Origin of the sequence: Pseudonocardia sp. DSM 110487 (assembly GCF_019468565.1) — a bacterium.
In the GTDB taxonomy this organism is placed as follows: Bacteria; Actinomycetota; Actinomycetes; order Mycobacteriales; family Pseudonocardiaceae; genus Pseudonocardia.
Genome location: NZ_CP080521.1, coordinates 4,445,019 through 4,464,908, shown reverse-complemented (window position 1 = coordinate 4,464,908; position 19,890 = coordinate 4,445,019). Strand labels below are relative to the sequence as shown.

Annotated in this window: 20 protein-coding genes; 15 read left to right on the top strand and 5 right to left on the bottom strand. The window is 72.2% G+C overall.

The features are described 5' to 3' along the window. Window position 1 precedes the first annotated feature (1 nt). The 3 genes from K1T35_RS20780 to K1T35_RS20770 are packed head-to-tail and all read right to left on the bottom strand — an operon-like array spanning window position 2 to window position 2,763. A complete protein-coding gene (locus K1T35_RS20780; protein ID WP_220261779.1) occupies window positions 2-847 on the bottom strand; it encodes a fumarylacetoacetate hydrolase family protein in 846 nt (281 codons plus the stop codon). Then, window positions 844-1,959, bottom strand: a complete 1,116-nt coding sequence (locus K1T35_RS20775; RefSeq protein ID WP_220261778.1) for a cupin domain-containing protein — start codon at window positions 1,957-1,959, stop codon at window positions 844-846. The genes K1T35_RS20780 and K1T35_RS20775 overlap by 4 nt, the downstream gene beginning before the upstream one ends. Before the next feature lie 24 nt (window positions 1,960-1,983). Next, window positions 1,984-2,763, bottom strand: a complete 780-nt coding sequence (locus tag K1T35_RS20770) for an IclR family transcriptional regulator (RefSeq protein ID WP_220261777.1) — start codon at window positions 2,761-2,763, stop codon at window positions 1,984-1,986. Between the two features lie 107 nt (window positions 2,764-2,870). Here K1T35_RS20770 and K1T35_RS20765 point away from each other — a divergent pair, with 107 nt between their 5' ends. Next, on the top strand, window positions 2,871-3,260 hold the full coding sequence (locus tag K1T35_RS20765) for a histone-like nucleoid-structuring protein Lsr2 (protein ID WP_220261776.1): 390 nt from the start codon (window positions 2,871-2,873) through the stop codon (window positions 3,258-3,260). Here the strand turns inward: K1T35_RS20765 and K1T35_RS20760 are convergent. After that, window positions 3,244-4,140, bottom strand: a complete 897-nt coding sequence (locus tag K1T35_RS20760) for an NAD(+)/NADH kinase (RefSeq protein ID WP_255622368.1) — start codon at window positions 4,138-4,140, stop codon at window positions 3,244-3,246. The two genes, K1T35_RS20765 and K1T35_RS20760, sit on opposite strands and share 17 nt — an antisense overlap. Before the next feature lie 161 nt (window positions 4,141-4,301). On the opposite strand from K1T35_RS20760, the gene K1T35_RS20755 reads away from it, so the two are divergent. The 9 genes from K1T35_RS20755 (at window position 4,302) to ligD (ending at window position 13,061) form a co-directional block, all read left to right on the top strand. Then, window positions 4,302-5,111: a glycosyltransferase gene (locus tag K1T35_RS20755; protein WP_220261774.1), complete on the top strand. Its 810-nt coding sequence runs from the start codon at window positions 4,302-4,304 to the stop codon at window positions 5,109-5,111. A 151-nt stretch (window positions 5,112-5,262) separates the two neighbouring features. Beyond that, on the top strand, window positions 5,263-5,520 hold the full coding sequence (locus tag K1T35_RS20750; RefSeq protein ID WP_220261773.1) for a WhiB family transcriptional regulator: 258 nt from the start codon (window positions 5,263-5,265) through the stop codon (window positions 5,518-5,520). A 79-nt stretch (window positions 5,521-5,599) separates the two neighbouring features. Beyond that, window positions 5,600-6,472: a sugar phosphate isomerase/epimerase gene (locus K1T35_RS20745; RefSeq protein WP_220261772.1), complete on the top strand. Its 873-nt coding sequence runs from the start codon at window positions 5,600-5,602 to the stop codon at window positions 6,470-6,472. 22 nt (window positions 6,473-6,494) lie between these two features. Beyond that, window positions 6,495-7,022: a MarR family winged helix-turn-helix transcriptional regulator gene (locus tag K1T35_RS20740; RefSeq protein WP_220261771.1), complete on the top strand. Its 528-nt coding sequence runs from the start codon at window positions 6,495-6,497 to the stop codon at window positions 7,020-7,022. A 79-nt stretch (window positions 7,023-7,101) separates the two neighbouring features. After that, window positions 7,102-8,061, top strand: a complete 960-nt coding sequence (locus K1T35_RS20735; RefSeq protein WP_220261770.1) for an MBL fold metallo-hydrolase — start codon at window positions 7,102-7,104, stop codon at window positions 8,059-8,061. Window positions 8,062-8,069: 8 nt separating this feature from the next. Then, window positions 8,070-9,776: an FAD-dependent monooxygenase gene (locus tag K1T35_RS20730; protein ID WP_255622367.1), complete on the top strand. Its 1,707-nt coding sequence runs from the start codon at window positions 8,070-8,072 to the stop codon at window positions 9,774-9,776. Beyond that, entirely contained in the window at window positions 9,686-10,882 is a 1,197-nt protein-coding gene (locus K1T35_RS20725; protein WP_220261768.1) for a homogentisate 1,2-dioxygenase, read from the top strand. The genes K1T35_RS20730 and K1T35_RS20725 overlap by 91 nt, the downstream gene beginning before the upstream one ends. After that, on the top strand, window positions 10,879-12,033 hold the full coding sequence (gene fahA / locus K1T35_RS20720) for a fumarylacetoacetase (RefSeq protein ID WP_220261767.1): 1,155 nt from the start codon (window positions 10,879-10,881) through the stop codon (window positions 12,031-12,033). The genes K1T35_RS20725 and fahA overlap by 4 nt, the downstream gene beginning before the upstream one ends. Then, window positions 12,030-13,061: a non-homologous end-joining DNA ligase gene (ligD, locus tag K1T35_RS20715; protein ID WP_220261766.1), complete on the top strand. Its 1,032-nt coding sequence runs from the start codon at window positions 12,030-12,032 to the stop codon at window positions 13,059-13,061. The genes fahA and ligD overlap by 4 nt, the downstream gene beginning before the upstream one ends. Window positions 13,062-13,086: 25 nt before the next feature. Here the strand turns inward: ligD and K1T35_RS20710 are convergent, their stop codons facing one another. Next, a complete protein-coding gene (locus K1T35_RS20710) occupies window positions 13,087-13,911 on the bottom strand; it encodes a hypothetical protein (protein WP_220261765.1) in 825 nt (274 codons plus the stop codon). A 242-nt stretch (window positions 13,912-14,153) separates the two neighbouring features. Here K1T35_RS20710 and K1T35_RS20705 point away from each other — a divergent pair, with 242 nt between their 5' ends. From K1T35_RS20705 to K1T35_RS20685, 5 genes are read left to right on the top strand one after another with little or no spacing between them, the layout of a single operon-like run. Next, entirely contained in the window at window positions 14,154-15,443 is a 1,290-nt protein-coding gene (locus K1T35_RS20705) for an extracellular solute-binding protein (RefSeq protein ID WP_220261764.1), read from the top strand. A gap of 4 nt (window positions 15,444-15,447) precedes the next feature. Further along, window positions 15,448-16,320, top strand: coding sequence for a carbohydrate ABC transporter permease (locus K1T35_RS20700; protein ID WP_220261763.1), 873 nt, complete (start codon window positions 15,448-15,450; stop codon window positions 16,318-16,320). Beyond that, window positions 16,317-17,186, top strand: coding sequence for a carbohydrate ABC transporter permease (locus K1T35_RS20695; RefSeq protein WP_220261762.1), 870 nt, complete (start codon window positions 16,317-16,319; stop codon window positions 17,184-17,186). The genes K1T35_RS20700 and K1T35_RS20695 overlap by 4 nt, the downstream gene beginning before the upstream one ends. Before the next feature lie 11 nt (window positions 17,187-17,197). Continuing rightward, window positions 17,198-18,337 carry an ROK family protein gene (locus tag K1T35_RS20690; protein WP_220261761.1) on the top strand — a complete coding sequence of 380 codons (1,140 nt, stop codon included), beginning with the start codon at window positions 17,198-17,200 and terminating at the stop codon, window positions 18,335-18,337. Window positions 18,338-18,365: 28 nt separating this feature from the next. Then, a complete protein-coding gene (locus tag K1T35_RS20685) occupies window positions 18,366-19,880 on the top strand; it encodes a GMC oxidoreductase (protein ID WP_255622366.1) in 1,515 nt (504 codons plus the stop codon). The last annotated feature ends 10 nt before the right edge of the window (window positions 19,881-19,890 follow it).

The following is a 19,890-nucleotide window of genomic DNA, read 5'->3' as shown; positions in this document are numbered from 1 at the left end:
CTCAGACCGGCGCCGGGACGACGGCCCGAGCGGTGTTGCGCTGGGTACCCAGTCCGTCAATCTCGGTGGTGAGGACCGCGCCGTCGGAGAGGTAGCGCGGGGGCTTGCGGGCGTGCCCGACGCCGCCGGGTGTTCCGGTGGCGATCACGTCGCCCGGGTTGAGGGTGACGATCTGCGAGATGTAGGCGATCAGCGCGACCGGGTCGAAGACCAGGTCGGAGGTGTTGGCGGTCTGCACGGTCTCGCCGTCGACCGCGCACGTCAGGTCGAGGGCCGGCCGCACGCCACCGGGCAGTTCGTCCGGCGTGACCAGCTGCGGCCCGAACGGCGTGGTGGCCTCGAACGTCTTGCCCTGCAGCCACTGCAGCGTGCGGTACTGCCAGTCGCGCATGGTCACGTCGTTGAGCACGGCGAACCCGGCGATCGCCGCCTCGGCCTCCGCCTCGGTGGCCCGCCGCACCGGGGCGCCGACGACCACGGCGAGCTCGGCCTCCCAGTCGACCTTCTCGGAGGCGGGGTCGAGCGAGACCGCGTCGTGCGGGCCGACGAGCGCCTCGGGGAACTTCGCGAAGAGCGTGGGGTGCTCCGGCAGCTCCCGGCCCATCTCCAGGATGTGGCTGCGGTAGTTCAGGCCCACGCAGAAGATCTTCCCGGGGCGCGGCACCAGCGGCGCCAGGTCGGCGCCCGCGAGGGCGTGGCACGGCCCGTCCGCCGTGGCCGCGCGCTCGCGCCATGCCGGGTCGGCGAGCAGCGCGCCCAGCTCGGGGGCGTCGATCTCGACGACGGTCTCGCCGTCGACGCGACCGGCGCGGGTGCCGTCGGGGGTGCGCAGCGTCGTCAGCCTCACGCGGGGGCTCCTTCCACCTGCACGCGGTCGGCGTGGAGGCGCTCGAAGATCGGGGTGTCGGAGAAGCGGAACAGGTCGAGACCGGAACCGGCGCTGATCGTCAGCGGCACCCAGGACGGGACGGCGACGAGGTCACCGCGGCCGACCTGCCACTCGCGCTCGCCGACCCGCACCGTGCCGGTGCCGTCGAACACCTGCCACACCGCGGAGCCGACCTCGCGACGGGTGGCGGTGGTGGCGCCCGGCCGCAGCCGGTGCATCTCGGCGCGAATGGTCGGCATGACGTCGCCGCCGGTTGTCGGGTTGGTGAACCGGACGGCCGCGTGCCCCGGCTCCACCACGCCGGGGTACCCCTCGTCGTCGAGGGCGAGCTGCTCGGTGAGCGCGGCGTCGGTGTGCTCCCACCGGTAGGCGGCGATCGGCGAGCTCGGGGTCGGGCCCGGCTGCGAGACCGGCCGCAGGCCGGGATGCGCCCAGAGGCGCTCGGCGCGGGAGCGGGCAGGTGTCGAGCGGTCGGACACCTCGTCCGGGCCCAGCTCGAAGAACGCCGAGCCGACCTGGTGGACGAACGGGATGTCGAGCCCGTCGAGCCACGCCATCGGCTGGTCGGCCTGGTTGTGGTGCCCGTGGAACCGCCAGCCCGGCGTGAGCAGGAAGTCGCCGCGGCGCATGGCGACCGGGTCGCCGTCGACGACGGTCCAGACTCCCTCGCCCTCCACGACGAACCGGAACGCGTGCTGGGTGTGGCGATGGACGGGGGCGTCCTCGCGCGGGTTCAGGTACTGGATCGCCGCCCACAGCGTCGGCGTGGCGTACGGGGCGCCGCCGAGCCCGGGGTTGGCGAGCGCGATGGCCCGGCGTTCGCCGCCGCGGCCGACCGGCACCAGGTCACCGGACCGCTCCGCCAGCCGCAGCAGGTTCTGCCACCGCCACAGGTGCGCCTGCGCGGCGGGGCGCGGGCTGGTCGGCATCAGGTCGCCGATCTCGGTCCACAGCGGCACGAGCAGCTCCTGCTCGAACCCGCGGTAGAGGTCCTCGAGCGCCGGGGTGCGCTGCGGCTGGCCCGGCCCGTCGACCGCCTTCAGCGTCACCGGCGAGAGCGTCGTGGTCATGCCGCCACGCTAAGGCTGTCCCGCTCAGAGGGCGCCGATGTTCTGGTGCACAGAACTATCCGATAGATCCCGCTCGATGCGGGTGACCGTCGTAGCGAGGTCCCTCGTCCATTCGGGGAGCCGGTCGCGGCGGTACCGCACCGTCGGCATCGCGATCGACACGGCCGCGGGCACCATCCCCCGCGGGCACGCGAGGGCCTGCCCGATGGCGGTCACGCCGTTCTCCGTCGCCTGGTCGTTGACGGCGAACCCCTGCTTGCGCACCCGCCGCAGGTCCCGCAGCAGGGCGGGCACGTCCGCCACCTGCGAGTCAGACGAGTCCGAACCCGCGTACAGCTCCATCACCTCGCTCTCCGGCAGGCAGGCGAGCACCGCCCGCCCACCGGATGCGAGATGGGCGGGCAGCACGCGCCCCTCCCGGTCCCCCACCCGCAGGATCTGAGGCGACTCGACGCTGGCGACGAACCGGGCCTGGCCACCGACCACGACCATCAGGTTCACCGACTCGTCGGTACGGGCCGCCAGCGCCTCGAGATGTGGCAGCGCGAGCCTGCGCAGGTCGGCGACCGGCTCCGGGGCTGCCGCCCCGCGCAGCACGGGCCCCGCGACGTAGCGCCGGTCCTCGTCCTGCTCGGCGAAGTCGCGGTAGACGAGCATCGCGAGCAGCCGGTGCGCCGTGGAGCGGGCGACGCCAAGGCGTGCGGCAGCGTCCGTGACGCGCAGCGGGCCCTCGTGCAGCAGCAGCGTCGCCAGGTGCAGCGCGTGGTCGACGGACTCGATGCCGTACGCCGGCTTGTTCTTCACAGCGGAATCGTAGCGACCGGGCATCAGAACACCAGGCGGCGATGCCCACCCACCCGAACGGGAAGGACGGCGTGTCGTAATGTCGGACCCGTCTGCCACTTCGCTGGATGGGAACGTTCTTGGCGCGCTACGTCATGACTCGGCTCGTTGATGACATCGACGGCTCGCAGGCCGTGATGACGGTGTCGTTCTCGTTGGACGGCCACAACTACGAGATCGACCTCTCGGAGTCGCACCTCAGCGCGTTGCAGCAGGCGCTCGCGCCGTTCGTCACCGCGGCACGGGCCGTTCCGAACGGGCGTCGCCCAGCGCCGAAGCGGGCGCCCGACCCGACGGAACGTGTCCCCGAGGTGGTCGCGGCCGAGATCCCCGCCGCACGTCCTTCGGCGGTCGATCGGGCGCCCTTCCAGCAACCGAGTCCCCGGGAGCGCGCCGCCGCGCCGGCGCGTTCCAAGCCGGCCCCCCTTGTGGCCGACCCCTTCAATCCCCGGTCCTGACGGCGTCGAGCCTGCCGCGCATGTCCTCGGGGAGCAGCTCCCGCAGCTGCTCGGGAAGTAGCGGCAGGTCGAGCAGGCTCAGCTTCACCCGGCTGCGCCGAGCGTGGACCTCGGGATCGAGCCGCACGACAAGGCCCGCGTCCGGCTGGACCGACACGTCGAGGGTGTCGCCGGGCCGGGCGTCACGATGCGGGTTCCCGTCGATCTCGACCGCCAGCTCCCCTGCCTCGGCGAGCAGCTCGAGCCGCAGCCGGTCGTCCTCGCTGAGCACGAGGGACCGCGAGATGCCCGACATCGCCGCGGACGGCGTCACCACGATCCCCCGCACGGACGGCGACAGCAGCGGCCCGCCCGCGGCGTAGCTGTAGGCCGACGATCCGGCCGCGGTGGCCACCACGAGCGCGTCGCACCGGAAATAGCCGTACCGCACGTCGTTGACGGCCATGGCGGCCGCCAGTGAGCCGCGGCCCGGCTGCCGGACAAGCGCGAGATCGTTGAACGCGATCAGGGTCTCCTCGCCGACACCCACCCGCAGGGCGCTGTGCGACTCCAGGACGAAGTCCCCTCCCGCGATGCGGTCCAGCGCGACGTCGAGGTCGGAGGGCTGCACCTCGACGAGGAAGCCCAGCCGGCCCAGGTGCACGCCGAGCACGGGGACCGGCCGGTCGGCCACCAGTCGCAGCGCGCCGAGCATCGTGCCGTCGCCACCGACGCTCACCACCGCGTCGCAGGTACGGGCCAGCTCGTCGGCCTCGACGGCGCGCACCCCGGCGCCGACCCGGTGCGCGTCGGCGGAATTCACCAGCACCTCGGCGCCGTGTCGCTGCGCCCATCGCACGACGGAGGCCACCACGGCGGACACGTCGCGCCGGGGATGCACGACCAGAGCAAAACGATCAGAGGCCACGGGTCGTCAAGTGTGCCAGATCGGTTCCCGCCCCATTGGAACGTATAGCCGACGGGGGGACTTGCGGCAAGGCCAAGGGGCGGGCTCAGAATCGCGCTCCACGAATGCGATGCGCATGATGACGGGGAGCACGAATGCGGGTATTGCTGTCCACGATCGGGACGCGCGGCGAGGTCCAGCCGATCGTGGGGGTGGCCACGCGGCTGCGGGCCGCCGGCCACGAGGCGGTGGTGTGCGCGCCCCCCGACTTCCGCGAGTGGGTGGAGTCGCTCGGGATTCCGTTCGTGCCGGTCGGGCCCGAGCTGCGCGGTCCCGCCACGCAGGGCGAACGGGTCCTGCCGACGTCTGAGCAGCGGCAGCAGATGATCGAGGGCACGGTGGTGGCCCAGTTCGCGGCCGTCGCGGCCGCGGCGGACGGCTGCGACCTGGTCGTGGGTGGCGGAGCACTGGCGATCGCCGCCCGCTCGATCGCGGAGCACCGCGGAATCGGCTACGTGTACGCGAGCTTCTGCCCGATCACGCTCCCGTCCCCGCATCTTGCACCGCCGACATACGGGATTCTGGGACAGAAACCGGCCGACGGAACCGTCGACAACGCCACCCTCTGGGCCGAGGATGCCCAGCGCTGGAATCTCCTGTGGAGCGCGGCGCTCAATTCCCGTCGGGCCGAGCTGGGCCTCCCACCCGTCACGGACGTGCGGCGCCACATCTTCACCGCGACGCCGTGGCTGGCCGCCGATCCGACGCTGGCGCCATGGCCAGACCCGGAAGACCCGAGCGTGTTCCAGACCGGCGCATGGATCCTGCCCGACGACCGCCCCCTCGATCCCGAGGTGGCGGCGACCGCTCGACACGTCGCCGGTGCGGTGCGAACCGACGGTGCGGTGACGGCCGCGCGGCGATTGGTGGAGATAGCGCATTCCCAACGGGAACAACTCGGTTGAGACCGCGCGTTGCACAGTGCATCGTTCTCGCGCGGCCGATTCGCGCCCGCGACCGATCCCCCACCAGCGTCGCCACGAGGCGGCGCGCCCACCCACCGTGTTCGCGCGGGCCACCTCGCGCGCCCACACCACGATTGGAGGCGGCACGCTCATGCCTGACTTCGACGACTGGCGGCAGGGTGCCGCCTGCCGGGACCAGGACCCGGAGCTGTTCTTCCCGCTGACCGAGATGGGGCCCGGCGCCCGCCAGACCGCCCGGGCGAAGGCCGTCTGCGCCCGCTGCCCGGTGCGCGCGGAGTGCCTCGAGTACGCCCTCGACCACGGTCTCGACCACGGGATCTTCGGCGGGACCACCGAGACGGAGCGTAGGGAGCTCCGCCGCGTGCGGACCTCCCGTAGGGCCGCCTAGCAGGCAGACTTTGTCTTGACATAAGAATGTCTGCCTCGCTAGCGTCCGAGCCTCCGGGCCGCCCTACGGGAGGACAGCGATGAAGCTCGCCCTCGACCCGCAGATGTTCTACTCCACGCACTCGGTGCACGAGCTACCCGACGTCGTGGCCCGCATGGGCTACGGGTGGATGGAACTCTCACCGAAGGCGGACTTCATCCCGTTCTTCCGCCATCCCCGCGTCGACGACGCCGGCGTCATCAAGCTGCGCAAACGCGCCGCCGACGCCGGCGTCGGCATCGCATCCGTGCTCCCGGTGCTGCGCTGGTCGGGCCCCGGCGAGGACGAACGCCAGGCCGCCGTCCGCGCCTGGAAACGCGCCATCCAGATCACCGTCGACCTCGGCGTCGACACCATGAACTCCGAGTTCAACGGCCGACCCGACGCCGCCGAACACGCCGAGAGCCAGTTCCTGCGCACGATGGACGAGCTCATCCCCGTGTTCGAGCGTGAAGGCGTGAAGCTGGTGCTCGAACCCCACCCCGACGATTTCATCGAGGACGGCCACGCCGCACTCGACCTCGTGCGTGGGCTCAACCGCGACTGGATCTCCTTCCTCTACTGCACCCCACACACGTTCCACCAGGGCAATGACGCCACCGGCATCATCACGGCCGCCGCCGAGAAGCTCGCCTACGTCCACCTCGCCGACACCCTCGACCACACCGCCTCGAACGGGTTGCGCTACATCGTCAACCCGCCCGGCTCCACGGTGCGGGTGCACCAGCACGCCGAGATCGGCCGCGGCGAGGTCGACTTCGACGAGGTCTTCGCCGCGCTGGCCGCGATCGGGTTCGACGGCGTGATCTCGTCATGCGTCTTCGGCTGGGAGGAACAGGCCGAGGAGATCAGCATCCGCCAGCGGGAGAAGGCCACCGCGCTGATCGAGGAGTACTTCAGCGACAGTCCCTGACGAGGCCCCATACGATCGATCAATGGGCCAGCACCCCGACGCGTTCCTCTCCTTCGCCGACATCGCCCCTGACCGGACGGTGGAGCGGCTGCCGGGGACGAACCGCGACGCCATGGCGATGGTGCTGCTGCTCTACCGGGTCACGAGCACCGTCGTCTACGACCTCGAGTCCACCGTGCACCGGCCCGCCGGGTGGAGCTGGTCGGCGTTCCGCCTGCTCTTCACGCTGTGGGTCGCCGGTCCGCAGGAGGCCAGCCGGGCGGCCGAGCTCGCCGGGATGAGCCGCGCGGCGGTGTCGAGCCTGTCGCGGACGCTGAGCGCCGCAGGCCTCCTGGAGCGCGGCCCCGACGAGCGCGACCGCCGCGGCGTGGTGCTCTCGCTCAGCGCGGAGGGCACGAGCCGGCTCGAGGCGACGCTGCGGGTGCACAACCAGCGCGAATCCGAGTGGGCCGCACTCCTCACGCCCGAGGAGCTGGACGTGTTCAACACCGTGCTGGGGAAGCTGGCGCGGGCGGCCCGGTCCGAGTCCTGGGTCAGCCACCGCTTCTGACGACAGCACTGGCGTTCATGGCCGGATGGCCCTAGGCTTCCCATGTAGTTAAACCTTTAATTGCCGAGAGGACGACACCGTGGTCAAGGCCTTCGCCTCCTCCGCCGACACCGCCGCAAAGGAGCAGACCCTCGAGGTGCTCGCGGACGGCGTGTACGCCCTCACCGCCGAGGGCGACCCCAACATCGGGGCCATCGAGGGTGAGGACTTCCTCGTCTGCTTCGAGGCGCTCGCCACCCCGGTGGCCGCGCGCAAGTGGCTGGACCGGCTGCGCGAGCACACCGACAAGCCCGTCCGCTACCTCGTGCTCTCTCACTACCACGCCGTCCGCGTGCTGGGCGCGTCGGCGTTCGACGCCGAGACCATCGTGTCCCACGAGATCACCCGCGCGCTCGTGGCGGAGCGGGGTAAAGAGGACTGGGAGAGCGAGTTCGCCCGCATGCCGCGCCTCGCCGAGGCCGCCGACTCGGTGCCAGGGCTCACCTGGCCCACGCTCACCTTCGCCGACCGCCTCACGATCGACCTCGGCGGCGACCGCGGCGACCTCGTGCTGCAGTACCACGGCCGCGGCCACACCGAGGGCGACATCACCGCGTGGCTGCCCCGCCAGAAGATCCTCTTCGCGGGTGACCTCGTCGAGGCGCAGGCCGCGCTCTACACCGGCGACGCCTTCCACCGCGAGTGGGCGAGCGGCACCCTCGACCGGGTCAAGGCGCTCGGCGCCGAGCAGCTCGTCGGCGGGCGCGGCGCGGTGAGCCGCGGTCGGGCCGAGGTCGACGCCGCGATCGAGCAGACCCGCGGCTTCCTGCAGGTGATGCTCCGCGAGGTCGGCGCCGTGCAGCAGCGCGGCGGCACGCTGAAGGAGGCCTTCGAGGCCACCCACGCAGCGCTCGTCGACGACTACGGGCACTGGCCGATCTTCGAGCACTGCCTGCCCTTCGACGTCTCCCGGCTGTGGGACGAGCTTTCCGGCATCGAGCGCCCGATCATCTGGACCGCGGAACGCGACCAGGAGGTCTGGGCGCAGCTCCAGTCATGAATCCGGCCATGAACCCGGTCGTCGTCCTCGGGGCGGGCCCGGTCGGGCAGACCACCGCCCTGCTGCTCGCCCGCTGGGGCGTCCCGACGATCGTCCTCGACCAGCGCCCCGCGCGGGACGCGATCGGTTCCAAGGCGATCTGCCAACAACGCGACGTCCTCGACATCTGGGAATCGGCCGGCGCGGGACGCCGGATCGCCGACGAGGGCGTCACCTGGACCACCGCGCGCACCTTCTACCGCGACGCGGAGCTGTTCAGCTACGCATTCGCCGAGCCGGGCCGCCCCGCGTTCCCGCCGTTCGTGAACATCTCCCAGACCCGCACCGAACAGATCCTCGACGAACGCATCGCCGCGGAACCGCTCGTCGACGTCCGCTGGGGCCACCGGGTCGTCCACATCGACCAGGACGCCACCGGCGTCGAGGTGCGGTGTGCCGACGGAACGCGGCTGCAGGGCTCCTACCTCGTGGTCTGCGCCGGATCCCGGTGCGACGAGCTGCGCCGCCTGCTCGGGGTGGAGTTCGAGGGCCACTCCTTCGACGACCGGTTCCTCATCTGCGACATCCACACCGACCTGCCCGGATGGGCCACCGAGCGCCGGTTCTACTTCGACCCGGCGTGGAACCCCGGCCGGCAGGTGCTCATCCACCCATGCCCCGACTCCACCTTCCGGATCGACTGGCAGGTGCCCGCCGGGTACGACCTCGACGCGGAGGCCGCGTCCGGCGCACTGGACGCCCGGATCCGCGCGATCATCGGCGACCGGGACTACGAGATCGTGTGGAAGTCGGTCTACCGCTTCCACTCCCGCCTGGTCGACCGCATGCGCTGCGGGCGCATCCTCCTCGCGGGCGACGCCGCACACCTGGTCTCGCCGTTCGGGGCGCGCGGGCTCAACTCGGGCGTCGCCGACGCGGAGAACGCCGCCTGGAAGATCGCCTACGCCGGGAACGGGTGGGCGCCCGACACCCTGCTGGACACCTACCACGACGAGCGGCACGCCGCGGCGCTCGAGAACATCGCCGTGACCACCGCGACGATGGACTTCCTCGTCCCGCAGGACGAGGCCGCGGCGGCGTACCGACGCGACGTCCTCTCCAGGGCCGCCGACGACCCCGCCGCCCGTGCGCTCGTCGACTCGGGGCGGCTCGCCGAGCCGTTCTGGTACGTCGACTCGCCCCTCACGACCCAGTCGCCGACGCACCCGTTCGGCGGTCGCCCGCCGCGGGGCGCGGCGCCGGTCCCAGGCCCGGGCGTCCTCGTCCCCGATGTCCCGCTACACCAGGTCGTGAGTGGATACGCGAGCCATGACGCGCGTATCCACTCACGACCCCCGGGGCGGGTCCGAGAGATCGCGCGGGACGGATTCCTGCTGCTGGTGGCGCCGGGCGCGGATCTCGACGCGGCACGCACGGCCGCCGCGGCCACGCCCGGTCCGGTCCGGGTCATCGGCCTCCCCGAGATCGACCCCGACGGCACCCTCAGCGGAACCCTCGGCAGCCGGCCCGACGAGGTCTGGATCATCCGCCCGGACGCCCACATCGCCGCCGTCCTCGGCAACCCCACTCGACAGGAGATCCGCGCGGCGCTCGCCCGCGCCACCCGCTCGGAAGGAGAAGCACGATGGCGTACTACCGACGAGTCGGTGACATCCCACCGAAGCGGCACACCCAGCACCGCACCCCCGACGGGGGCCTCTACTACGAGGAGCTGATGGGCGAGGAGGGCTTCTCCTCCGACTCGGCTCTGCTGTACCACCGCGGGGTGCCGTCGGCGATCGTCGACGCCTCGCCGTGGGAGCTGCCGGACCAGACGCTCACCGAGAACCGGCCGCTGATACCGCGGCACCTGAAGCTGCACGCCCTGGTCGGGGAGGACTGGAAGGCCGCCGACGCGGTCACCGGGCGGCGGCTGGTGCTGGGCAACGCCGACGTGCGGATCTCCTACGTCGCCGCGGGCCAACCATCCCCGCTGTACCGCAACGCCATCGGCGACGAGTGCGTGTACGTGGAGTCGGGGGCGGCCACCGTCGAGACCGTGTTCGGCGTGCTGACGGCGCGGCAGGGCGACTACGTGATCCTGCCGAGGGCCACGACCCACCGCTGGATCCCGACCGGCGAGGACCCACTGCGGCTCTATGCCATCGAGGCCAACTCCCACATCGCGCCGCCGAAGCGCTACCTCTCCCGGTACGGGCAGCTGCTGGAGCACTCGCCGTACTGCGAGCGCGACCTGCACGGGCCGGGCGACCCGTTCGTGGTGGACGGCACCGACGTCGAGGTGCTGGTGAAGCACCGCGGGTCGCGCGGCGTCACCGGCACCCGGTACGTCTACCCGACCCACCCGTTCGACGTGGTCGGCTGGGACGGCTGCCTGTACCCGTACACGTTCAACGTGGGCGACTTCGAACCGATCACCGGGCGGGTGCACCAGCCACCGCCCGCGCACCAGGTGTTCGAGGGGAACAACTTCGTGATCTGCAACTTCGTGCCGCGCAAGGTGGACTACCACCCCCTCGCGGTGCCGGTCCCCTACTACCACTCCAACGTCGACTCCGACGAGGTCATGTTCTACTGCGGCGGGGACTACGAGGCCCGCAAGGGATCGGGCATCGGGCAGGGCTCGATCAGCCTGCACCCGGGCGGGCACAGCCACGGCCCGCAGCCAGGGGCCGTCGAGCGGTCGCTCGGCGCGGAGTTCTTCGACGAGCTGGCGGTCATGGTCGACACGTTCCGCCCCCTCGAACTGGGCGAGGGCGGCCTCGCCGCCGAGGACCCCGCCTACGCCTGGAGCTGGGCGGGCCGGGGGCCGGCCCGATGACCCTGTTCGGGCTGGACAACCTGCCTTACGGCGTCTTCTCCCCCGCGGGCGGCGCCCCGCGGGTGGGGGTGCGCCTCGATGACCAGGTCGTGGACCTGTCCGTGCTGCTCGACGACCCGGTGTTCGCGACGGGATCGCTCAACGCGTTCATGGCGCAGGGCCGGGACCGTTGGGCCGAGGTGCGCGAGCGGATCACGGAGCTCCTGTCCACCGACGTGCCGGACGCCGCCCTGCACCCGCTCGGCGACGTGCGGCTGCACCTGCCGATCGAGGTCGCGGACTACGTGGACTTCTACGCCTCCGAGCACCACGCCTCGAACCTGGGGAGGCTCTTCCGACCCGACTCCGAGCCGCTGACGCCCAACTGGAAGCACCTGCCGGTGGGCTACCACGGCCGCGCCGGCACGGTCGTCGTGTCCGGCACGGACGTCGTGCGGCCGTGCGGGCAGCGCAAGGCCCCTGACGAGGCCGCGCCCACCTACGGGCCGAGCAGGCGGCTGGACATCGAGGCAGAGCTGGGGTTCGTCGTGGGCGCCGGGTCGACGCTCGGGAGCCGGATCGGGGTGGACGAGTTCGCCGATCACGTGTTCGGCGCGGTGCTGCTGAACGACTGGTCCGCCCGCGATCTGCAGGCCTGGGAGTACGTGCCGCTCGGTCCGCACCTGGGCAAGAGCTTCGCCACGTCGATCTCGCCGTGGGTGGTGCCGCTGGCCGCGCTCGAGGCGGCACGGGTTCCGCTGCCCGGCCAGGACCCGGAGCCGCTTCCCTACCTGCGCGAGCACGACGGCTGGGGCCTGGACATCGATCTCGTCGTGGAGTGGAACGGCGAGGAGGTCTCCCGCCCGCCGTACCGGGAGATGTACTGGTCTCCGGCGCAGATGCTCGCCCACATGACGGTCAACGGAGCGTCGGCGCGGACCGGCGATCTGTTCGCGTCCGGCACGATCTCCGGGCCGGAGAAGAACCAGCGCGGCGCCTTCATCGAACTCACATGGGGCGGGCGGGAGCCGGTCACGGTGAAGGGCGAGGAGCGCACCTTCCTCGAGGACGGCGACGAGGTCACCATCTCCGCCACCGCCCCCGGCCCGCGCGGGGGCCGGATCGGATTCGGCGAGGTCACGGGAAGGATCAGGAGTACGGTCACGGCGTGACCGCGGACGACACCGAGGTGCTCGAGGTCGCCGGGCGGAAGGTGCGGATCACCAGCCCGGGCAAGGTGCTGTTCCCGGCCCGCGGCGAGACGAAGCTCGACCTGGCCCGCTACTACCTGGCCGTGGCCGAACCGCTGATGGCCGCGATGGGTGGACGGCCGGTGCTCCTGCAGCGCTTCCCGAAGGGCTCGGGAGGCCCGTCGTTCTTCCAGAAGCGCGTCGCGCCGACGGCCACCGACCCGTGGGTGACCACGACGGTGGTGTCGACGCCGAACGGCACGACGTCCAACGCGCTGGTGGCCGTCGACCTCGCACACGTCCTGTGGGCGGTGAACCTCGGCTGCCTCGGGTTCCACGTCTGGCCCGTCACCGCCGCCGACCCGGGGCACACCGACGAGCTGCGGATCGATCTCGACCCGGGCCCTGGCGTCACGTTCGCGATGATCCAGGAAGCGGCCGCGGAGGCGAAGGGGTTGCTCGACGGGCTCGGCGTCGTGGGCCACCCGAAGACCACCGGGAACCGGGGCATCCACGTCTACGTCCGCCTCCAGCCCCGCTGGGACGGCTACGAGGTCCGGTCCGCCGCCGTCGCCGTGGCCCGGGAGCTCGAACGGCGCAGGCCGGACCTGATCACGGCGGCCTGGTGGAAGGAGGAGCGCGGCGCGCGGGTGTTCGTCGACTTCAACCAGAACGCGCCGCACAAGACCGTGTTCGGTGCGTGGAGCGTCCGCGCCAACCCGCACGGCCAGGTGTCCACCCCGTTCGCCTGGGCGGAGCTGGAGTCGATCGCGCCTGCGGAGCTCACCCTCGCCACCGTGCCGAGCCGGGTCGCCGAGCACGGCGACCCGTGGGCGGCGATGTCGTCGCGGCGCCAGTCGCTGGAACCGCTGCTGGAGCTGCACCGGCGCGACATGGCGAGCGGGCTGATGGACGCGCCGTGGCCACCTGTGTACCCGAAGATGCCGGGCGAGCCGCCGCGGGTCCAGCCATCTCGCGCACGTCGTCCCATCAGCACAGAAGCGGACTGACCGACGACGAGACCCGCTGCACCCATCAGGCTCCGGGCGCCGGTAGCCAGTCGAGCGTCACCGGGAACAGGTATCGGTCGGCGACGAGCGTGAGCACGCGGCGTGCCGTGCGCGGTGACTCGACGACGGCACGCGGCACGCCGGGGCCGGCCTTCTCGTAGGCCCGTCCGGCCAGCTCCTCGAGCAGGTCGCCGACGGCACCCTCGGCCGACTCGAGACGCAGGCCGGTGGCGCGTTGCAGCCGCGCGACCTCGACCACGCCGAGGCCCCGCTCCGCGTACTCGGGGAACACCCCGGCGAGGAACAGGGCACCGTCGCCGATGCGGCGCCAGACCCCCGGCCGCTCGACGGGCTTCACGACGTCCAGGAGGGCGGCGAGGCGCGGGAGGTCGAGTTCGTTCCACCGCTGCCGCCGCCAGCCACGAGCACCGCGGCGCCACACCGTGCCGGACACCACGCGGGCGTAGGACGCCAGCAGCTCGGCGAGGAAGAGCCGGTGCACCGGATCGGTGGCGAACGCGGCGAGGACCGGTGCGTCGAAGACCGGCACCCGCGAGCGCGGGCCCGCGCGATCAGCGACGTATGAGCGCCCCACGAGCGTGTCACCTACCCGGTGCACCGCCGCGGCGAACACGAGGAACGGCGACAGGTACCGGAAGCGCGCCGCTTCGTCGGGCCGCGCCGCGACGAGCGCGTCGGCGACACCCGGCCGGTCGAGCAGGTCCAGTACGAGCGTGGGCTCCCGCCGCAGCGCCGCCACCTGATCGGCGCGTCCCCCGGTGAGTGCCAACAGGTCGTCATCGGTGAGGTGCTCGGCGTACCGCCTCGCGACAGACTCCCGCCCGTCCATCTCCCCATTTTGCGCACCGGGTCGGCGACTTCGGAAGGATCGACCGATCCCGTTACGCGGCCGGGCAGGCACGGCAACGCACCGGAAACACCGGGGACCTAGCGTGACCGGCGGAACGACCCCTTGACCCCCAGACACTTCTGCTACAAGGTAGCGAAACCCGACCCCGGCACGGCCCGCCCACCCGTAGCCCCACTTCTGCGACGAAGTTGCAGAAGTGCCAGGACCACCGAGGACCCCCCATGGCCACACCCCGACCTCGTCTCGTCACCATCGCCGCCCTGCTCGCCGCGGCCGCGCTCGTCGTCACCGGCTGCGGTCGCGACACCGCGGGCGGATCGGACGCCGCCGCCGTGACCGTCGACGACTCGCCCGCGACCGGAACGGTGACGCTCTGGGCGCCCGACGGTGACGCGACGAAGCTCGGCGAGGTACTCGCCGGCTTCCGTCAGCAGAACCCCGGCCTCGACCTGCAGATCACCCTCGTGCCGTCGGACGAGTACAACACCAAGCTCCAGACCGCGATCGCGGCCGGGACGACCCCGGACATCGCGTTCCTCTACACCGAGGCGCAGACCCAGTTCCTCGCGAGCAGGGCGTTCGCGCCGGTTCCCGACGGCCTCGTCGACCCGGGCTCGTTCTTCGAGGGCTCGTGGGCCGCGGGAGAGCGGGACGGCACCGCCTACTCGGTCCCCTGGTACGCCTACACCCGGGTGCTGATCTACCGGAAGGACCTCGCCGAGGCCGCGGGCGTCACGGCACCGAAGACCTGGGACGAGACCGTGCCGTTCTTCCAGGCCCTGCAGCGGGCCGGCGCGGTCCACGGGTACGGCGCCGACGTCGGCTGGGACACCTACAACGGCCAGACCCTCGCGACGTTCGCCCACCAGGCAGGCGCGACGCTCCTGTCCGCCGACGGCTCCTCGTGGAAGATCGACGACCCGGCCGTGATCGGGGCGGCCGAGTTCAACGCCTCGTTCTTCACCTCCGGCGTCTCCTCCCCCGACACCCCGCAGTTCCTCGACTCGCAGCCCTACCTGGTCTCGGGCAAGACCGGATCGATGATCAGCGGACCGTGGGTCGTCGCCACCCTCGACACCACGGCTCAGCAGGAGGGCTGGACAGCCGCGCACATCGGCACGGCCGTGCTCCCCGCGGGGGCCGACAACGACTCGGGGCAGCTCGCCGGGGGCAGCTGGGGCGTCAACGCCGCGTCGGCGAACCAGCAGGCGGCGTGGAAGGTCGTCCGGGCGATGGCGCAGCAGGACACGCAGGTCGCGCAGTACGAGGCCGCCGGCAGCATGCCGGCCGTCGTCGCCGCGTGGGACGACCCGTCGATCGCGGGCCAACCGCTGCTGCGGCCGTTCCTCGACCAGCTCAAGAACGTCCGGCCGCTGCCGGCGGTCAGCACGTGGAACGAGGTCTCCACGCTGCTCGGGAAGGCGATGGAGTCCGTCGCCCGCGGCAAGGAGAGCGCGGCGGACGCGATGGCCGCCGTCCAGAAGCAGGCCGACAGCATCGGCACGGACTGAACCGATGCGCCCCCGGCAGACCGCGACGGCGTGGCTCCTGCTCACGCCGTTCGCCGTGATCTTCCTTGTGTTCACCGCGGTGCCTGTCGTCGCATCGCTCGCGATGAGCCTGACCGACATCCGCGGCATCGACCTCCGGGACCCGTTCGGCGTCGACGCCGTGGGGTTGGCGAACTACCTCGATCTGCTGTCCGACCCGGCGTTCGGGCAGGCCGCGGTGAACACGCTCTACGTCGTCGTGGTGGGGGTCCCGCTGACGATGGCGGCCGGGTTCGCGCTCGCCCTCGTCCTCGACCGCGGCATCCGGCGGTTCCGCGGCGCCTTCCGCGCGTTGTTCTACGCGCCCGTCGTCGCGAACATCGTGTCGGTCGCGCTCATCTGGCAGTACGCGTTCAACCAGAACGGCACCGTCAACACGGTGCTGGCGGCCGCGGGTCTCGCCGGCCCGAACTGGTTGGGCGACGAGCGCCTCGCGATGCCGGTGGTGATCCTGCTGGGGGTGTGGCGCAACTTCGGCACCGCGATGCTGCTGTTCCTCGCCGGCCTGCAGACGCTGCCGAAGGAGGTCTACGAGGCGGCGGCCATCGACGGGGCCGGGCGCTGGCGGCAGCTGCGGTCGATCACCCTGCCGCTCATGATGCCGACGACGCTGCTCGTCTCGGTCCTGCTGTCGGTGTTCTTCCTGCAGGTGTTCGACGAGCCGTACCTGCTCACGAACGGTGGGCCGCTCGGCACGACGGAGTCGATGGCGCTGTTCACCTACCACCAGTTCGGGTTCGGCAACATCGGCACGTCGTCGGCGGCCTCGTTCCTGCTGCTGATCATCGTGGCGGTCGTGAGCGCGCTGCAGTTCCGCATCCTGCGGGTGCGCACGTGACCGCCGTCGCCATCGCCACCGGGCGCGCCGAGGCCCGGCCCCGCGAACGCCGTTCCACGCCCGTCGTCCTCTACGTCATGCTCGTCGCGCTGGCCGCGATCACCGTGCTGCCGTTCGTGTGGGTGCTCTCCGGCTCCCTGCGCACCACCGACGACATCCAGGCCGCTCCGGGCGCCTGGCTGCCCGCCGAGGTCACCCTCGACAACTTCGCGCGGCTGTTCAGCCAGGCCGGCTTCGGCACCTACCTGGCGAACAGCATCGTCGTCGCGGCCATCGTGGTGGTCGGCAACGTCGTCGGCGCGGCGGCCGCGGGCTACGCGCTCGCCAAGCTCGACTTCGCCGGGAAGCGGCTCGCCTTCGGCGCGGTGCTCGCGGCGCTGATGGTGCCGTTCTCGGCGACCTTCGTGCCGCAGTTCGTCGTGACGGTCGGACTCGGCCTCGTCGACACGCTCCAGGGCATCGCCCTGCCCTTGCTCGTGCTGCCCGTCTCGGTGTTCATCGTGCGGCAGTTCGCGGGCGGCATCCCCGACGAGCTGTTCGAGGCCGCACGGATCGACGGGGCGGGCGAATTGCGGATCTTCTTGGGGATCTTCCTGCCGCTCTCGGGACCCGCGCTCGCGACCGTGACGATCATGTCGTTCCTCGCCTCGTGGAACAACTTCATCTGGCCGCTGATCGTCGCGCAGGGGGCCGGCACGTACACCCTGCCCGTCGGGCTCGCCGCCACCCGGCAGGCCGCGCAGAACGTCACCGACTACGGGCTCGTCCTCGCCGGCGCTGTGGTCGTGATGCTGCCCGTCCTGATCCTCTTCGTGCTCCTTCAGCGATACTTCGTGCAGGGCATCGCGGGGACGGGGCTGAAGTAATGCCGGGAGCGGTGAAGCCGGGAGTTGCCCCGAGCACGATGCGCCGGCTCAACACCAGCGCGGTGCTGCGCGCCCTCGCCGGGCACGACCAGCCAGTCACCATGGCCGCCCTCGTCGACGAGGTCGCCCTCTCCCGCCGCACCCTGGACCTGATCCTCGGCCGGCTGTGCGCGGACGGCTGGGTCAGCGAGATCGCGCCGGACGCATCCCGGGCCGAGGGCGGGCGGCCGCCGCGCAGCTTCGCGTTCGAGGCCGACCGCGCGCTGGTCGCCGCCGCCCGGATCGACACGCACGCCGTGGGCGCCGTCGTGGCCGACGTCCGCGGCCGCATCCGGGGCCGGGCCGTGCGGGCGCTGCGCGACTACCACGACACCGCCTCCAGCATCGACGACGTGGCCGCCGCGGTCACCGAGGCGGTCGGCGACTCGGGGCTGCCGGTAGACCGGCTCCGCGCGGGAGCCGTCGCCTCCGGCGGCGCCGTGGGTGAGGACGGGATCGTCCACCGCCTCATCCACGCCCCCGCGTGGAACGGCTTCGACCTGGTCGGTGCGCTCGGCGGACGGCTGGGCATCCCGGTCTTCGCCGACAACGACGCCAACCTCGCGGCGCTCGCCGAGCACTGGTGCGGCGTCGCCAGTGAGACGTCGACGTTCGCCTGGTGCATCCTCGGCAACCGCGCCGGCGTCGGCATCGTCATCCGCGGCGCCGTGCACCGGGGCTTCCAGGGAGCGGCGGGCGAGATCGTCGAGGCCGGGGCCCTCGACACCGAGCGGCTGGAACGCGCGCCGCTCGGCCTGCTCACCTCGCCCGTCGCCGCCGAGCGCGCGCAGGGAATCGCGGTCGCCGACGCGGCCCGCCACGGTGACAAGGCCGCGCTCGCGCAGCTCGACGTGTTCGCAGGGCAGATCGCCGAGCTGCTCTCGACCCTCGCATGGACGATCGCGCCGGAGGTCGTCGTGCTCGGGGGCGGGCTCGAGGCGGCAGCCGACCTGCTCCTGCCCCGGGTCACCGAGGCGATGCGGGTGCTGCGCACGCCCGCGATCGAGCTGCGGGCCACCGCGCTCGGCTCGGATGCCCCGCTCGTCGGCGGCGTGAAGCTCGTCCTCGACCGCATGGACTCCGCGCTGTTCGGCCCGACGGTCTCGGGTTGACCACCCTCCTCCCTGGAGAACTGTGAACGTGAACGACCAGTCTGCCGATGTCCTGATCATCGGCAGCGGCATCATGGGCGCCGCCGTCGCGAGAATGCTGCGCGACACCGACCCGGCACTGCGCATCCTGATGATCGACGTCGGACCGGTCGTCGGTGCCGTGCCGGGACTGCACCTGCACGACAGCACCGACCCGGAGATCTGGAGCCGGTACAACGAGCGGGTCTCCGTGGGCATCCAGGGCCTGTACACAGGTGCCGACGTCACGCCCGACATCACCGGCGAGCTCCGCACGGTCCAGCCCGGGCTCTACCAGCTGTCGGCCATGGGCGGCGCGGCCGCGGCGATGCCGGCCAGCGCGGTCGCCTGGAACGTCGGCGGCATGGGGGTGCACTGGACGGCGGCGACGCCGTGGCCGGACGGCGACGAGCGGTTCGACCTCGGCGACCCGGACCTGTGGGCCGCCGACCTGGAACAGGCCCGCACCCTCCTCGGCGTCCACCCGGCCCCGATCGGGCCGACGCGACCGGGACGGGTCGTCCTCGACGTGCTGGAAGAGCTGTTCGGCGCCGTGAGCGCGCCCGGCCGGCACCCGCAGCCGATGCCCATGGCAGTGGAGCCGCGTTCGACGGGCCCGCTCCCCCGGACGGGCCCCGGCCGAATCTTCCCGCCCCTGTCGGCGGGCGGGGACCCCGCCTTCGAGCTCCGCCCCGGAACGCTCGCACTGTCCGTCGAACGCGACGGGGCGCGGGCGACCGGCGCCCGGGTCCGGGAGATCGCGACCGGCCGCGAGTACGCGATCACCGCGGGCACGACCGTGGTCTGCGCCGACGCCGTCCGCACCCCGCAGCTGCTCTTCGCGTCGGGCATCCGCCCCGAGGCACTTGGCCGCTACCTCAACGAGCACGCGTTCGTCACGGGCCAGGTCCTGATGGACCTCGAGCGCTTCGGGCTCTCGCTCGACGACCTCCCGCGGGCCCTCCCCGGTGAGTTCGCGACCGACTCGCTGTGGCTCCCGCAGAACGGCCCCGCGCAGCCGTTCCACGGGCAGATCATGAACCGGGTCTTCGTGGACGAGGCCGACCGCGCGCTCGCGTACGGGGTGGGCCTCTCGCTCTACACACCGGTCGAGAGCAGGCCGGACAACCGCCTGGCGTTCTCCGAGACCGAGCGGGACGTGACCGGGTTGCCGCGCACCACCGTCGAGTTCACCTACTCCGAGACCGACCGGACCCGGATCCAGGAGGCCGTCGACCTCGTGCGCGAGATCGCCGTCCGCCTCGGCCCGTTCGACCCGGCCACGGAGTCCGCCGTGCTCGTCCCCGGCTCGTCGCTGCACCTCACGGGCACGGTCCGGATGGGCGAGCGCGACGACGGCACGAGCGTCTGCACCCCGGACGGGCGGGTATGGGGAGTGGACGGGCTCTACGTCGCCGGGACGGGAGTGATCCCGACGCCGATCGTCTGCAACGCCACCTTGACAGGCGTGATCACCGCGGTGCGCGCGGCACGCGCGGTCGCCGCGCGCCTGACCCACGTATGACAGGAGAAGC